Genomic DNA, 13,511 nt, shown 5'->3' with positions numbered 1-13,511 from the left:
GTAGTTGAGCATGATGATGCTGTCCGTGTAACTTGATCGAATGCGGTGAAGGATGACATTGCGCGATGCGGGCGCGGACCTGATAGTGATCCATCCGTGTGCCGTCAGCCACCGGCAAGCGTCAGTACAAACGGTGCCGAAATGATTAACCGTGCCGGTCACTGTGACCGGTAGTCATCTCGCACTGCGTTGGCTTGCCGCTGACGGTTCAGCGTCCACTCTTCGGCGTTGCGGCGTAGGCTGACGGTCGGGATGGAAAACGTATCCATGGCCGCGAAACGTCTCTATGAACTCACATGCACCAACTATCAGCTTGATCCGTTCGCGCAGTCGATGAACCCAGACACCAACGTTGGTGCGAGCGCTGGACGCATCCGAATGCATGCTTTGAGCAATCGCAGCTTTTGAGAAGACTCTCCCTGGTGCTGTTGAAAACAGGGCGAGTATGGCGTATTCATGCTGCGTCAGTGAGACTGGATCATCGAGGTACGTGAGCGAGCGCAGCCCGTAGTCCAGTTTAAACCCGCTGAACAAAAATGGCTTCCGGTATGTAGGGTCCTGAAAATGATGCTGTCCGACCCGTCGCAGAACGGTGCCGATTCTCAGCAACACTTCATGCACATTGAATGGCTTGGATATGAAATCGTCAGCGCCGCACTCGAGCGCGATAATGCGTTCCGTTACGTCGTCGCGATTGCCCATCATGATTACCGGTAAGTCATCCTGAGCGATTCGCAGCGCCTGAAGCGCCCGGAGTGCTGGAAGACTGCCGCGTTCGGACGAACCGCTGGCCATCAAGATCAGCGCAGGCCGCTCCTCTTCGATCCGGCGAGCCACTTTGCTCGCGTCATATAAGACCGCGACGTCGTAGCCATCGGTCTGCAAGGACGTGCGCAAGACATCGCGGCACGTGGGGTCGCTGTCTACTACAAGTATAAGCCGCTTCATTTCTGCCTTTCATCGCGTTGCCCGACGCTCGCCTGCAAAGGGAGGCGGTCCAGTCGCTGGACTGCGAAACCCGCACCCCTGATATTTGCAAGTCGCGTGGTCGCGCCCACCGCAAGCAGCTTCTTTCGCAGCCGGTGAATGGTCACTTCAAGCGCGTTGGGGGTGACCGCGTCGCCCAGACCCCAGCCCGCATGCTCAAGCGCCGAGTGGCGAACGGTCCGGCCCGCGGCCTTCAATAGAACAGACATGATCTGTAATTCAGCGGGCGCAAGCGGGACGGACTGGTTGCCGCACCGCATTGCATGTTGCTGTGGATCGATAGCAATATCAGCGAAGCTTTGAACCAGCGTCGTCATTTCGGCAGGCCTGCGCATCAGCGTTCGTACGCGCGCTACCAGCTCACTCATCTCAAATGGCTTGGTAACGTAGTCGTCCGCGCCAGTCTCGAGCCCTTCTATGCGGTCGTGCAACGCATCCCGAGCGGTCAGCATCAGGCAAGGGGTCATGGTTCCGGCGGCACGCAACGTTCGAAGAAAAAGTAGCCCGTCGCCGTCGGGCAATCCGCGGTCAAAGATCATTACCGAGTAGTCGGCATGGCTCAGGCCATAGGCTGCTTCAGAAAGATTGCTGAAGATATCGGTTTCGATTCCAGCACCGGACAACGATTGCCGGATCATGGCCGCCAGGCGGACATGATCTTCGATCAGTGCAATTCGCGACATAGGGCCGGTTCAATTGAATTGATAGAGATAGGCTACCTTGGCCTCAGGAATGAATCGCTTGCCCACGATGGGACTGTCAGTCATTCCGCTGCCCAGGTGTGCGATACCCAGGTCAAGGCTTACGAGCTGCTTGCGCGTTACGCGATAGTCGAACTTGGCGCCGACGGTTTCCTTGTAGGTGGATGTCCCGGTGTATGCAGGTCGTCCGGCTCGCGCCTCCGACGTCCTCACGCCATAATAATAATCAACGTAGTCGCCGCTGAACCAACTGACTGCTGCATGGGGTTCTATAGAGAAGTTACCATAGTCCAGGGTCTTGCCGAACTCGATATCGGCCTTCTGTCCTTTGTTTCCGCTAGTCAGGTACTCACCCGAAAGATCGCCATATTGCGTCTGCCATTTGAGTGCAGGGCCCAGCCAGAATGCAGCGCTCCGGTTTTGCATTCCGTTGAGTATGGGTGCGTCGGAGCCCCTGTAGCCGTCGGCGATCGCGTAATTCCCGCGCAGCATGAACGCAACGCCGCCCCATTTCCCGACCTTCAGATCGACGGTTGTGCCAATGGCGTGAATCCATTTATCGTCGAAAAAGAAGAACGGAATAGGCGTTATGTGCGTGCCATATCCTTTGTAGGGTGATTGCTCAAAGGCCGCCCCGCCGCCCAGTCCCCAATGGGTAACGTTCGTGGCATTGCTCAAAACTGTGAAGCCGGTCGTGTCGGCGTAAGGCAGATTCGCGCCAGGACCATCTGCCCAAGCCGCGCCCGAATACATCAGAGCAGATGCAACGGCGAATAGCAGTTGATACTCGCGACGAAGGTGTTTTTTCACAGGGGTGCCTTTTATTGGTGTGGTCGTGAGGACGCACTGTAGGACCGGGGCACTTACTGTTCACTTACTCAGCAAACAATTACTTCCATGGAACAGGTATCGAGAAATATGTCACTTCACGTCGCGCGACGCGACGCGACGACCGGTTGTAATCATGTGATTTGGGAATGGAAGTTCGGCCGACATCAAAAGGATCTGCTGGCAGTGGTTACCTGCACGATCCGAGAGACTGGCAAGCGCCAGGTTTAGCGCTGCGCCATTTTGTGCTGCCCAGCCTCAAGGCATGAGGTATCTATCCGTACACGATCCACGTTCAATTTCTTCGCTATAAGAAGAGGAATCCTACGCGTATGCCATTTCTTGCGGCAATCAAAACTCGTCCGGACATTAGCTGTTCCGAACGGGACAATGCACATCCGGTGATGCACCGTCGACGTGACCACCGCACCGGGCAAAGTAACGCTATGCGCACGGCCTCGCAGCCTGCTAGTCGTTGTCTTTCGCAACGACCGCGCCCGCAATCTGATGACGCGCCAGAGACGCCGCGACAAAGCCGGATGCTTTCATGTCCTCGACAAACGTCGACAAGTACGCGGCCGCTTCATCGCCCTTTGCTTTTGGCACCCCCATCGCTTGACGGATCACCATGAAACGTTGATCGAGCATCCGCAATCCACCTGCCTTCGCGGCATCTCTTTCAAGCTGTTGCCTGACGCCGGCGGCCACGTCCAGATGCTGATCCAGGAAACCTTGCACCACTGCAGGTGACGTCGGAATTCGCACAATCTTCGCGCGATGCAATTCGCGCGTGAGGAACAGATCGTACGCACTGTCTTTGCCAACGGCGACAGTCACTCCCGGTTGGTCGACCTGATCGTTGGTGGTAATCGGCGACGCGGCGCGCACCAGGTAAAAGCCTTCAATCAACACATACGGTTTCGTGAAACTGATTTCTTGTCCACGCTTTGGATCAACGGCGAAAAAGCCGACGTCCGCTTTGTCCTGATTGACGTTATCCACCGATGCACCCGCCGACCTGACCACGACCAGTTGCAGCGGCACACCGAGACGCTTGGCGAGCTCAGTGGCGAGATCAACCGATACCCCTGCCGCCTTGCCGGTTGCCGGATCGATACTCGCCAGCACCGGATTCCCGAGATTGATGGATGCGCGCAGCGTGCCGCTCGGCGCAAATACTTTCACCATGGGCTCACTTGCCTGCTTCGCGGATTGTGGAACAGTTGATGGCGGCGGGATCGTGCCTTGGGACTGTGCGAACGCGGAAACGGATAGGGCGGCGCTAACTGCCAACACTACAGATAGCGTTGCGATGAAACCCGTGGGGCGTTGCATCATCGAAAGCTTCGTCATCTTGGGATGCCTTTTATTTAGCGAACCGGCACCCATTATCTCAGTAGGATCGTTGCTTGATTCCCTAACGATCCACGTCGTAGGTGCCCATCCATAAGTTCTTGTGAAGCACGGATGTCTCAAACGCACCGGGGGCGTCGCCGCAACCAGACAAATGAATGTCCCTTGCCACCGACGCTGTTAAAAATCCGTGACCGTCGACACTCTTATCTCGCCTCGTCAGCCAGCCCTGGTCAGCCGGAGAACGTAAGCAAGGCCGGTGAAAACGAATCCCACTACACAGACACCGGTCCAGCCGGCCATCGCCCACGCGGCGCCGGAAAGCGCGGCACCCAACGCGCCGCCGACAAAAAATACGCCGACGAACAAACCGTTCAGCCTTCCACGCGCGGCAGGATCCATCAGGTTGATCGCACGCCGGCCCAAGGTCTGGTCAGTGACGACGCCTGCGTCGAGCGCGGCCGCGCCCACGACGAGCATCGCAACCGCCAGCACCGGATGAGCGCTCGCCGAAAACCCTCCCCAGCCCGCGCCCGCTACGCCGATTGCCACAAGCGCAAGGAGCATCGCGAGGTGGCCGGCAAGCAACGTCTTGCGACCCGACCCACGGTCGCCCGCGCGGCCGGCGAGCGGCGTCACGATCGCACCTGCCGCGCCGGCGAGCGCGAACAGGGCGATGCCATTCATATCGAAGCTGAAAGGCGGCTGCACGAGCCGCAAGCCGATCGCCGTCCAGAACGCGCTGAACGCCCCCATCACCAACGCCGCCGATGCAGCGTTCCGTTGCAACACAGGCTCGGTGCGCATCAGCGTCCAAAGCGAGTACAGGAGTGCCGGATAACGCGTCGGGATAGCTGGCATGCGCACAGGCAGTTTCATGTACAGGACGACAGCGAGTAGCGCATCGATCACCGCGGCAAGCCCGTAGAAGGCACGCCAGCCCATCGACCCGGCAATCACGCTCGCAGCCGGACGCGCCAACAGGATGCCGAGCATCAAGCCGCTCATCACGTTGCCGACTGCACGTCCGCGGTGACTGTCAGGCGCCATCGAAGCGGCCATCGGCACCAGCATCTGGATCACGCTGGATGCGGCACCGGCCAGGAATACAGCGGCCAGAAACAATACGCGTGAGTCGGTGAACATCGCGACCGCGAGAAAACCGGCGCCGCATGCCAGTGTGCGCACGATCAACCGCCGGTTCTCCAGCAGGTCGCACAGCGGTACGAGCAACACCAGTCCGACTGCGTAGCCCAGTTGCGGCACCGTGGCTGCGAGGCCGGAGAACTCAGGGGCGAGATGCAAGCTGCGGCTGATCGCACCCGTCAGCGTTTGCGCGGCAAACAGGTTCATCACAATCACGCCGACTGCCGCCGCGAAGAAGGCAGTCAGTGGTCCGGTGAGCCTGTGCGGATTGTCGGCTTCCTGCGTCGCGACGGCACGGGCGGGACCTTCTGCGGATGGATTCATCGAACGGGTTCTCAAAACGGGATCTGAGAAAGCATCCTAGCGAACCCCACACTATGCGACAATTGAAATATGTTGATAATGATTATGCGAGTTAATATGGAAACACCCGTCGGAGCCGCCGTTTGAACACCCGTGATCTACAAGCGTTCGTTGCCGTTGTCGACAGCGGTTCGATGGTGCGCGCTGCAGAAAAACTCCATCTCACGCAACCTGGGTTGACGCGGCGCGTGCAAAACCTTGAAAGCATGCTGGGTGTGGAATTGCTCGATCGCCAAAGCAAGCCGCTCAAGCCGACCGCTGCAGGCAACGAGGTCGTTGCCCTGGCGCGCACCGTGTTGCGCGCGGTGGACGATCTATTGTTGGTGGTCTCTCCCGAAAGCGAGCCGTCCGGCGAGTTGAGAATTGGAATGCCGCCATTTCTGGCCGAAGCAGCACTCGAAAAGCCGGTCGACCTCCTGCGCGGTGCCTTTCCGCGGCTTACGCTGCGCGTAACAGCGGGTTGGTCGCCGGCTCTGTTGCAGAGTGTCGAACGGGGCTCGCTCGATGCATCGATCGTGATGATGCCGTCGGGCTTCGCACCACCCGAGACGTTGCGTGCTGCGCGCCTCGCGTTCCTTCCGACCGTGATCGTCGCGGCGCGCGCCCTCGGTCTGCCCGATACGCCGGTGACACTGGCGGATCTGGCGCGTTACGAATGGGTACTCAATCAGGATGGCTGCGGGATGCGCTCGGTGCTAAGACGTGCGATGGAGGCGGCGGGAGTGCCATTCAATGTCGCCGTCGAAGCGTTTGGCTCCGAGCTGCAATTGTCCCTGGTAGCGCGTGGACTCGGTATCGGGCTCGTCACGCCGGACTTGCTGGAACGCACGGTGCATCGTCCGGCGCTTCAGGTTATCGACGCCACTGACTTTCGCACGGGAGTCGATGTGTGGTTCATTCACGGTTCCGTCCCCGGCCGGCTCATGCGGGCCATTGATCTGTTGCGCTGTTCGCTCACCGAGGCGCTCACCAAAGGAACAACGGCGATGCACCGGGAAGATACAGACTCCTCAAACAGTTTGGTATCCTGAGTAAAATGATTGGCGTTATTGCGCGGATGCCGGACCGGCATGCGTGCCACCACCCTTCCAACGGCCGACTACATACTCCCCCTCGGCGATAAGATCAGCAGCGCCCCAGAAGTTCAGATCCGGGAGCGCTTCGCGGAAGCTCGTGCAGCGAGTTCTGACCAACGTCCATGTGCCCTCTTCAACGAACTCACTGCCGGAAGCGCCTGAAAAAGCTACGAATATCGGCCGCAAGGAGTTCAGGTTCTTCCATTGCCGCGAAATGACCACCACGCGGCATGTCGGTCCACTGCGCGACAGTGAACGTTCGTTCCAGCCATGCGCGCGGCGGGTGATTGATCTCTTTCGGAAAGTGCGCAAAGCCCACCGGCGGTAATACCCGTTGTCCAGCGGCGAAACGCATGGGCTGCAACCGGTTTTCCCAGTACATTTGGATTGCTGTACCAATGCTCTGGGTGTACCAGTAGAGCGATAAGTTGGTGAGCAACTCATCTTTCGAAAACCTACGCTCGATCACCCCGTCGCAGTCGCTCCATGCGCGAAACTTCTCCCCGATCCACGCAGCAAGCCCGGCCGGCGAGTCGTTAAGCGACGCCGCTAACGTCCGCGGCCTCGTGCCGTGCATATGCGCATAACCGCCCTCGAGCGCAGCCCACTCACCCTTCTCTCGAAGGAAGTTTTGTTCTGCGACGGTCAGCGGCGAATTAGCGACGTCGATTGCGGGTTCATACGAGCCCGGCAGAAAGTTGAGATGAATTCCATCGACTACCTGGGAGTGCCGCAAGGCTAGCGCGACCGACACGCCCGCTCCCAAGTCGCCACCTTGAGCACCAAATCGCTCGTACCCAAGACCTTGCATCAGCGATGCCCATAGATCGGCCACCTGAAACGAGGAAGTGCCGGAGGTGGCGGGCGCTGGCGAAAATGTAAATCCCGGCAGTGAAGGAATAACGACGTCGAAGGCATCGTTCGGGTCCGCGCCGAATGCAGCCGGGTCGCACAACAGATCAGCCAACGCGTGAAATTCGAAGAACGATCCCGGCCAGCCATGCGTAACGACCAGCGGATAGGGCCGGGGTCCCACACCACGCCGATGAACGAAGTGAACGCGCTGACCATTCACGTCGGCCATGAATTGAGGTTGCTGATTCAGACTGCGTTCAGCCGCCCGCCAATCAAAACTGTCGGCCCAGTACTTCACCAATTCGCGCAGCCATGTCGTGTCTGTGCCTTGTTGCCACGACTCGGACGGAGTCATGGATGCCCATCGGCTGTCGCGCAAACGCCGGCGCAAGTCGTCGATCTCAACATCGGACACGGAAATCTGAAATGGCTCGATATGCATGACACCTCCGCTAGAACAGTGCAGTCGATTCTCCACGATCTGACTGTGAGGGACAACACGCCTAATATCGCCACACGCATTCGCACGGCTTGACACTTATATACTCCGCGGCGTATATATAAAAAATGGAATCAACATTTGCCATCATCGCCGAGCCAAGCCGCCGCGCCATCCTGAGTCTGCTCGCTACTTCCGAGCGGTCCGTGGGTGATATCGAGGAGAAGTTAAACCTCTCGCAGCCCTCGGTTTCAAAGCATCTGCGGGTGCTTCGAGAGGCCGGATTCGTGGAGTCGCGCGTTGACGCGCAGCGGCGTCTATACCGGATCAAACCGGAACCACTGATGGAGATAGACGCCTGGCTCGCGCCGTTCCGCCAATTCTGGTCGGTCCACGTCGACGCACTCGAACGCCACCTTGATCGGATGGATCCTGTACCGCGCAAAAAGGGTAAGAAACGATGAGCAACCGCGACGAATACATGCCAGGACCGGCCGCCGGCGCCGAAGTCCAAAAGGATGGAGAAAAGTGGACACTGATTCTCGTACGTGAGTTGCGCCATCCGCCGGAGAAAGTGTGGAAAGCGTTGACCGACCCGGCCAGTCTGCGTGAATGGGCACCGTTCGATGCCGACCGGAGCCTCGCGTCTGTCGGCCCCGTCAAGCTCTCGACAGTCGGAACGCCGACGCCGCACATCTCGGACACGCAGGTGACGCGCGCCGAGGCGCCGAACCTGCTTGAGTACCGCTGGGGCGAAAATGACATGCGATGGCAACTTGAGCTGTTTGGCGGCGGCACGCGTCTCACGCTCTGGCACAACATCGATCGTGGCTTCATATCGATGGGTGCAGCCGGCTGGCATATCTGCCTCGATGTACTCGATCGGCTCGTGGCCGGCGATCCTATCGGGCGTATCGTCGGTGGCGATGCGATGAAATTCGGTTGGCCACGCTTGAACACCGAGTATGCGAAGCAATTTGGTATCTGAACCCCAGAACGCGGAAGGCGACGACGTTCAAATCCCCGAGCGCAGGAAAAGGCTTTCCCCGAAATATGGAAGAGTCTGGAAATTTAGGATGACATAATGAAAAAATCGGATTCAACCGGGGGTCAGCCGGCATCTGATCTGATTGACAAAAGAATTACCGAGCTTGCCGATTGGCGCGGAGAGACCTTGAGCAGAATGCGCAAGCTCATCAAAGATGCAGACCCGGACATCGTGGAGGAGTGGAAGTGGATGGGCACTCCCGTGTGGTCACACGACGGGATCATCTGCACGGGGGAGTCTTATAAATCTGTAGTGAAATTGACCTTCGCCAAAGGGGCTTCGTTGAAGGACCCGGCCAAGCTCTTCAACTCAAGCCTCGACGGGAACACAAGGCGCGCGATTGACATCCATGAGGGCGAGGAGGTCGACTCGGATGCATTCAAGGCGCTCATCAATGCTGCTATCGCCCTGAATACATCCGGCGCAAAAGCAAGGCCAAAGCGAGCGAAATGAACTACGGGATTCGTTGCCTCCGTGGGCCGGGCAAATGCTCCGCCGGAGCCTCGCCCTGCTGCCCGAATTTGCCATAACGCGCGTTACAGGTGGGGCGCGGTCGCTATTACTCTTGCGCCCCATGCGATTAAAGCGCTTGTTCGCTTTGCGCTTGCGCATTTTTTCGCGGCCGGTTGTCATCTTTACAGCTGTTATTGGCCGGCGGCCGGTGACTTTACGCTCGGCGTCGCCAGCGTGTTGTTGCTGGTGGGAGCGCTGGTACCAGTCGTCAAGCTGTTGTTCGTGCCACTCGGCAGGCCCGAGTTCGGCGCCTTGGCACCCATGCCGCTGTCCGAGTTGGTGGTGCCTGGCGTGCCGTAGCCGCCTGTTGTACCGTTCACCTCGTTCGCCGGGCTAGCCGTGCTGCCCGACGAACCGCCGCCGCTTGAACCTCCACCGCTTGAACCTCCACCCGCCTGTGCATAAGCGCCACCCGACAACGTGAGTGCGGCAACTGCCGCGATTAATATGCTGGTTGCCTTATTCATGATCCGTCCCTCCTTGATTTAACTGGAATATAGACACAGACGGTCGCCGCCTGCTTGACTATGAACGAGCAGTTACCGTGCCGCGTGCTCCTTGTCCGCACCAAAATGGCGTGCGTCGCAGCCAGCGGCTTTCGTCTGCGCTTAGCAGATCGACCACGCCGTTCAGCCGCGCCGCCACGTGCGATTTCGAGGCCGGCCAGATGCGGCAGACGCCGCGTGACCTGAATTCACGCGAACGAGGTCATGCAGCCAGCATGCACGTTTGAATTTCCCGAAATCGTGATAACCGGCGGCTGCGGCGGCATGACTGCCCGACACCAAGGACAATGGAAGACTTCTAATGGACCGATTTCCTGAAGCGCTTCCCTTAGTAGTTGAGGCGGCGAGTGCGCGGTGTCGGTGCGGACGGATTGTCGACGATCTGCACACTCTGCTCACCGATCGATACTAGCCGCAGCCAGGCCGCCGTTGATCAGCCCGCGTCGGGCAGACGTACCCAGTCGAGATACTCGTTGCGAAGTGCTGCGAACGGCGGGTTTGGGGGCGCAACGGTCATTGGCTATGACCGGGCGAAAGGCCATTCGGCGATATCCTGCACACCGCTGAGATCAATCGTTGTCGGTCGTATGGGGCAGTTTAAGGATGCCGGAAGAACACGGATCAGCGTTTGCCAGATACGAAGTCATGGAAACCGAATTCCACGCATCTCCTCGCACGCGCCATCAATTCCTGGAAACAATGACCCAACCGTAATGCCCATCGCTCTCAGATCAGCGAGCGCCTTGGGTGCCTCGGACACCGGGATATCAAACGCCTCCAGGAAGGTTTTTTTGAATTTTCCCTCTTGAAGTTGGATGTATCGTTCTATATCGTCCACGCTCGTCAGGCCAGAGAGCGCGTGTTGAGGAATGGCGCGCGGGTTGTTTGCGTCGGAAACTCTAAAAAGGTGAGATTCGAGCGAGGCGTTGCCAATAGATTAATCGGCTCGACCGTCGTCATATAGGTCTCGACGTCGAACTTAAAAATGCGGACACACCGGTCTTGGTCGTCTGTCCTCGGGCTGTGATGATGTCGAAAGGCAAAATAAGCTGCGACATAAGGCGAATACGACCAGTCGAGCAGTGGAGTCGGATAGCCGTGGTGCTGCAACAGGTGGAGAACCCCCCCACGACTGTCGTTATCCCGCATATTCATTGCTTGGGGCAGGGAACCACTCAAGCGGTTGTACATCAACTGCATGTCTTCAATGTTGTATCGGTAGAGATCTGCCCGGCCTTCTCGATGATAGAGAGACCGCAATGGCCACTCTGCATTCGAGTGCCCACGATAGGCACAGGTCCGATAAGGTGCAAGACCGAAAATGTTCTTCAGGTCCTCCCACTTCAGTATCGGTGCGACGAACTTGGACTTCGATTTCTCCCCCATCCGCTCAACGATCGCATGCCCCCCCGTGCCTAGGTCGGTCGTATACGACATGCGCATGCGGTCATCGCGCCAATCCCCCTCAATATAGACCCGTCTTGGAAGTGCTATTGGTTGACCGGTCAGTTTCGTAAAATACTCGCTGCCGTCGACGAACGGAGCAGGCTCATTTGGCCCTGCATAGGCATAGACCCGGCTTTCCAGGGTGAACGGATTCAGGTTCGCTGGCACTTTCAGAGGTACCACGCTGCAGATGTGCGGCGGATCAAAAGGCCAGTCAAACATTGCTCCTTGGTAGAAACCTCCGACTTTGTCGATGTTTATTGCCAGATTTGAATCTCGGCGCGGCACTCCTGGATTCATGTGTTTGATGCCTAACCATTGTCCGTTCACGTCGTGGTCCTCGGTTGTTAGGGGGCAAAGCAACGGTTCAGAAGCAGCGCTATCGAATGTCGGCGACTGCTTGCATAAAGCGCCTTCGCCTCAAGACATACTCAGATTGTCGGGGTGTTCTCTGGGAGGTACGCCATGCTGCAATGCGGTGATAATTAGATAGCCCTGAACTCTCGCCCATGTACCAGTCGCAGCAGCGATGATTGCCCTAGAGATGACTTTGCTCCACACCGGATCTTTCCAAGTCCTTACGACGAATCCCATGCTTTGACGCTTCTTTAAGCGCGCTATCCTGCGCGCACCGGTGGCAGAATGTTCACACGAAAAATACCAGAAACGGGAACCAAATGGCTGACTCAGACTGGACTGGCTATGTGGGCATGGCGACCGGAATCTTCGGCGCGGTGATGGGCTTCATCGGCTACCGGCGCAGCAACCAGATCAAGGCGCTGGACTTGCGGCTTGAACTGCGTAAGGCGCTTGGTGATGCCCACAATTCCCTTTCAACGTTGCGCGCCCTAGTGAACGCTGCTGCTGGGTCTCGCAGAGCCGTCTTGGCTGCAAAAGGACTTGGCGGGTCAGGAGCGATGGCCGCGTGGCATCAGATGACGGATGCCGATCTGGCAGAAATAGACAAGATCGCGGCATCCATTCGGAGCGAAGGCGCTGACTTTTCCGCCCTGTCTGCCGAGCCCTTGGAGTCGGAGATAGTCGCCGCTCACAAGATCAAGAACAGTCTGTCCACCTTGATTGACAAGTATCACGGCGAGCTTGCAGCAGACGATGCGGCGAGGGAGCAAATCGCGCAGACACAGGCAATGCTCGTAGCGAGCCGCCAGAAGCAATAATGCAATCATCCGCTACAGTAGAGAACGTGACACCATGAAGATTGCAGATCACATAAAGCTTTCTATTGATGCCAGTGACAGAAAGGACTTGGATCAAGCGATGTTGCACGCATGCTTGGCCGTCGATGGTACAGCTAAGAAAACCTACCCGAGCATCAGCAAGGTTGGCGAGCGCTATCGAAAGTTCGTTAATGAGCATTTGGACATCATCGAACTGATGTTCGGAGGGGTGAACTTGGAAGAGACGGTGTTCCCCTTCAAAGACGCAAAAGGCAATATCGGGATCACCTTCGCAGATATCGTCTACGAAAAGTTTCGTTGTAGCCTAGCCCACGGGGACGAACTCCCCGATGGCTTCGGAGTCTCGGTGCAAATTGCAGACGGTCATCAGCAGTTCTCTATAGACATCAAGAATCAGTCGATGACCCTGCCCCAGAGTGCCATCTACGGTCTGGGGCTGATATGCGTCTTGGCTCCGGCAAACGCTGACCAGAAAATCGGAAACAATCTGTACCACTATCGAGACCCCATCAATGCATACGTCGTGGATAGTTGGTGGGGAAAAGTCGAGTGCGCGCGCAAGATTATGGACTTCGAGACCCCGATCCGGGTAAAAATAGACTTCAAAAACGTCTGGCCGCCAAGCTAGGATTTAGACACCGGCACGCGGTGAATGCATATTGAAGGGCTGCGATGGCCGATCATTCGACGCTAACCGCTGCGAATCGAATGGCCGTTTCCGAGGCAGAGGCGACGTCTGAATGTCCGGATGTAGGTCCGGACGAACGACGACTCCTGGCCGAATGCGCCCCTGCACGATTGGTAAAAGACGTTCGAACCTTCGAAACGTGCTAGCGATCGATCAAGCCAACGGTCCCCGGCACTACAACGTCGCCCATCGGCGCCTATATAAAATTCCCCACGGACGGCGGCTGAACTGAGTGCGCATTGCCACCCCACTCGCATGACCGGTTCCGTGCTGTTAGCGCGTTTGCGAGTGGTCCGGGAACAAGGACGCGCACGTTGGCCGGTTGTGAACTCCCACGATTCAACGCCTCAGTCATGCACTTCG

14 protein-coding genes and 1 pseudogene are annotated in these 13,511 nt (G+C 57.8%); 6 read left to right on the top strand and 9 right to left on the bottom strand.

The window, feature by feature from the left end; all coding sequences use genetic code 11:
• Positions 1–174: 174 nt before the first annotated feature.
• The 5 genes from ACSQ36_RS36000 to ACSQ36_RS35980 all read right to left on the bottom strand — a co-directional run bounded on the left by ACSQ36_RS36000 (position 175) and on the right by ACSQ36_RS35980 (position 5,339).
• Positions 175–948 carry a response regulator transcription factor gene (locus tag ACSQ36_RS36000; protein WP_436185770.1) on the bottom strand — a complete coding sequence of 258 codons (774 nt, stop codon included), beginning with the start codon at positions 946–948 and terminating at the stop codon, positions 175–177.
• A complete protein-coding gene (locus ACSQ36_RS35995) occupies positions 945–1,670 on the bottom strand; it encodes a response regulator transcription factor (RefSeq protein WP_213768083.1) in 726 nt (241 codons plus the stop codon). Before ACSQ36_RS35995 ends, ACSQ36_RS36000 begins: the two co-directional genes overlap by 4 nt.
• A gap of 9 nt (positions 1,671–1,679) precedes the next feature.
• Positions 1,680–2,498: a MipA/OmpV family protein gene (locus ACSQ36_RS35990; protein ID WP_436185769.1), complete on the bottom strand. Its 819-nt coding sequence runs from the start codon at positions 2,496–2,498 to the stop codon at positions 1,680–1,682.
• Between the two features lie 486 nt (positions 2,499–2,984).
• A complete protein-coding gene (locus tag ACSQ36_RS35985; RefSeq protein WP_436186457.1) occupies positions 2,985–3,704 on the bottom strand; it encodes an ABC transporter substrate-binding protein in 720 nt (239 codons plus the stop codon).
• 384 nt (positions 3,705–4,088) lie between these two features.
• On the bottom strand, positions 4,089–5,339 hold the full coding sequence (locus tag ACSQ36_RS35980) for an MFS transporter (protein ID WP_436185768.1): 1,251 nt from the start codon (positions 5,337–5,339) through the stop codon (positions 4,089–4,091).
• Positions 5,340–5,461: 122 nt separating this feature from the next.
• Between ACSQ36_RS35980 and ACSQ36_RS35975 the strand changes: the two genes are divergently transcribed.
• Positions 5,462–6,409, top strand: a complete 948-nt coding sequence (locus tag ACSQ36_RS35975) for a LysR family transcriptional regulator (protein WP_436185767.1) — start codon at positions 5,462–5,464, stop codon at positions 6,407–6,409.
• A gap of 27 nt (positions 6,410–6,436) precedes the next feature.
• Here ACSQ36_RS35975 and ACSQ36_RS35970 read toward each other — a convergent pair.
• Positions 6,437–6,553 (bottom strand): annotated as a pseudogene (locus ACSQ36_RS35970) (ester cyclase); the annotation flags it as partial.
• A gap of 43 nt (positions 6,554–6,596) precedes the next feature.
• Entirely contained in the window at positions 6,597–7,751 is a 1,155-nt protein-coding gene (locus ACSQ36_RS35965; RefSeq protein ID WP_436185766.1) for an epoxide hydrolase family protein, read from the bottom strand.
• A gap of 125 nt (positions 7,752–7,876) precedes the next feature.
• Between ACSQ36_RS35965 and ACSQ36_RS35960 the strand changes: the two genes are divergently transcribed.
• From ACSQ36_RS35960 to ACSQ36_RS35950, 3 genes are all read left to right on the top strand, one after another.
• Positions 7,877–8,212: an ArsR/SmtB family transcription factor gene (locus ACSQ36_RS35960; RefSeq protein WP_213768076.1), complete on the top strand. Its 336-nt coding sequence runs from the start codon at positions 7,877–7,879 to the stop codon at positions 8,210–8,212.
• Positions 8,209–8,736 (top strand): SRPBCC family protein, encoded by a 528-nt coding sequence (locus ACSQ36_RS35955; RefSeq protein ID WP_436185765.1) that lies wholly within the window; start codon positions 8,209–8,211, stop codon positions 8,734–8,736. Before ACSQ36_RS35960 ends, ACSQ36_RS35955 begins: the two co-directional genes overlap by 4 nt.
• A 96-nt stretch (positions 8,737–8,832) precedes the next feature.
• Positions 8,833–9,249 (top strand): DUF1801 domain-containing protein, encoded by a 417-nt coding sequence (locus ACSQ36_RS35950; RefSeq protein ID WP_436185764.1) that lies wholly within the window; start codon positions 8,833–8,835, stop codon positions 9,247–9,249.
• Positions 9,250–9,440: 191 nt separating this feature from the next.
• Here the strand turns inward: ACSQ36_RS35950 and ACSQ36_RS35945 are convergent, their stop codons facing one another.
• On the bottom strand, positions 9,441–9,776 hold the full coding sequence (locus ACSQ36_RS35945) for a hypothetical protein (protein ID WP_436185763.1): 336 nt from the start codon (positions 9,774–9,776) through the stop codon (positions 9,441–9,443).
• An 882-nt stretch (positions 9,777–10,658) separates the two neighbouring features.
• On the bottom strand, positions 10,659–11,591 hold the full coding sequence (locus ACSQ36_RS35940) for an FRG domain-containing protein (protein ID WP_436185762.1): 933 nt from the start codon (positions 11,589–11,591) through the stop codon (positions 10,659–10,661).
• A 347-nt stretch (positions 11,592–11,938) separates the two neighbouring features.
• Between ACSQ36_RS35940 and ACSQ36_RS35935 the strand changes: the two genes are divergently transcribed.
• Together ACSQ36_RS35935 and ACSQ36_RS35930 are read left to right on the top strand one after the other, a co-directional pair.
• Complete coding sequence (locus ACSQ36_RS35935) at positions 11,939–12,439, top strand: hypothetical protein (protein ID WP_436185761.1); 501 nt, start codon at positions 11,939–11,941, stop codon at positions 12,437–12,439.
• Between the two features lie 34 nt (positions 12,440–12,473).
• On the top strand, positions 12,474–13,088 hold the full coding sequence (locus ACSQ36_RS35930; protein WP_436185760.1) for a hypothetical protein: 615 nt from the start codon (positions 12,474–12,476) through the stop codon (positions 13,086–13,088).
• Positions 13,089–13,511: the final 423 nt, after the last annotated feature.

It is taken from the genome of Caballeronia sp. LjRoot34, from assembly GCF_964253815.1.
In the GTDB taxonomy this organism is placed as follows: Bacteria; Pseudomonadota; Gammaproteobacteria; order Burkholderiales; family Burkholderiaceae; genus Caballeronia.
The sequence above is the reverse complement of the archived record's forward strand: the minus strand, read 5'-3'. Positions and strand labels throughout refer to the sequence as shown.

Coding starts and splice junctions, on each gene's coding strand:
- ACSQ36_RS35945 (WP_436185763.1), bottom strand. CDS start 9,776: ATGAATAAGGCAACCAGCATATTAATCGCGGCAGTTGCCGCACTCACG.
- ACSQ36_RS35950 (WP_436185764.1), top strand. CDS start 8,833: ATGAAAAAATCGGATTCAACCGGGGGTCAGCCGGCATCTGATCTGATT.
- ACSQ36_RS35965 (WP_436185766.1), bottom strand. CDS start 7,751: ATGCATATCGAGCCATTTCAGATTTCCGTGTCCGATGTTGAGATCGAC.
- ACSQ36_RS35980 (WP_436185768.1), bottom strand. CDS start 5,339: ATGAATCCATCCGCAGAAGGTCCCGCCCGTGCCGTCGCGACGCAGGAA.
- ACSQ36_RS35930 (WP_436185760.1), top strand. CDS start 12,474: ATGAAGATTGCAGATCACATAAAGCTTTCTATTGATGCCAGTGACAGA.
- ACSQ36_RS35960 (WP_213768076.1), top strand. CDS start 7,877: ATGGAATCAACATTTGCCATCATCGCCGAGCCAAGCCGCCGCGCCATC.
- ACSQ36_RS36000 (WP_436185770.1), bottom strand. CDS start 948: ATGAAGCGGCTTATACTTGTAGTAGACAGCGACCCCACGTGCCGCGAT.
- ACSQ36_RS35985 (WP_436186457.1), bottom strand. CDS start 3,704: ATGGTGAAAGTATTTGCGCCGAGCGGCACGCTGCGCGCATCCATCAAT.
- ACSQ36_RS35935 (WP_436185761.1), top strand. CDS start 11,939: ATGGCTGACTCAGACTGGACTGGCTATGTGGGCATGGCGACCGGAATC.
- ACSQ36_RS35955 (WP_436185765.1), top strand. CDS start 8,209: ATGAGCAACCGCGACGAATACATGCCAGGACCGGCCGCCGGCGCCGAA.
- ACSQ36_RS35995 (WP_213768083.1), bottom strand. CDS start 1,670: ATGTCGCGAATTGCACTGATCGAAGATCATGTCCGCCTGGCGGCCATG.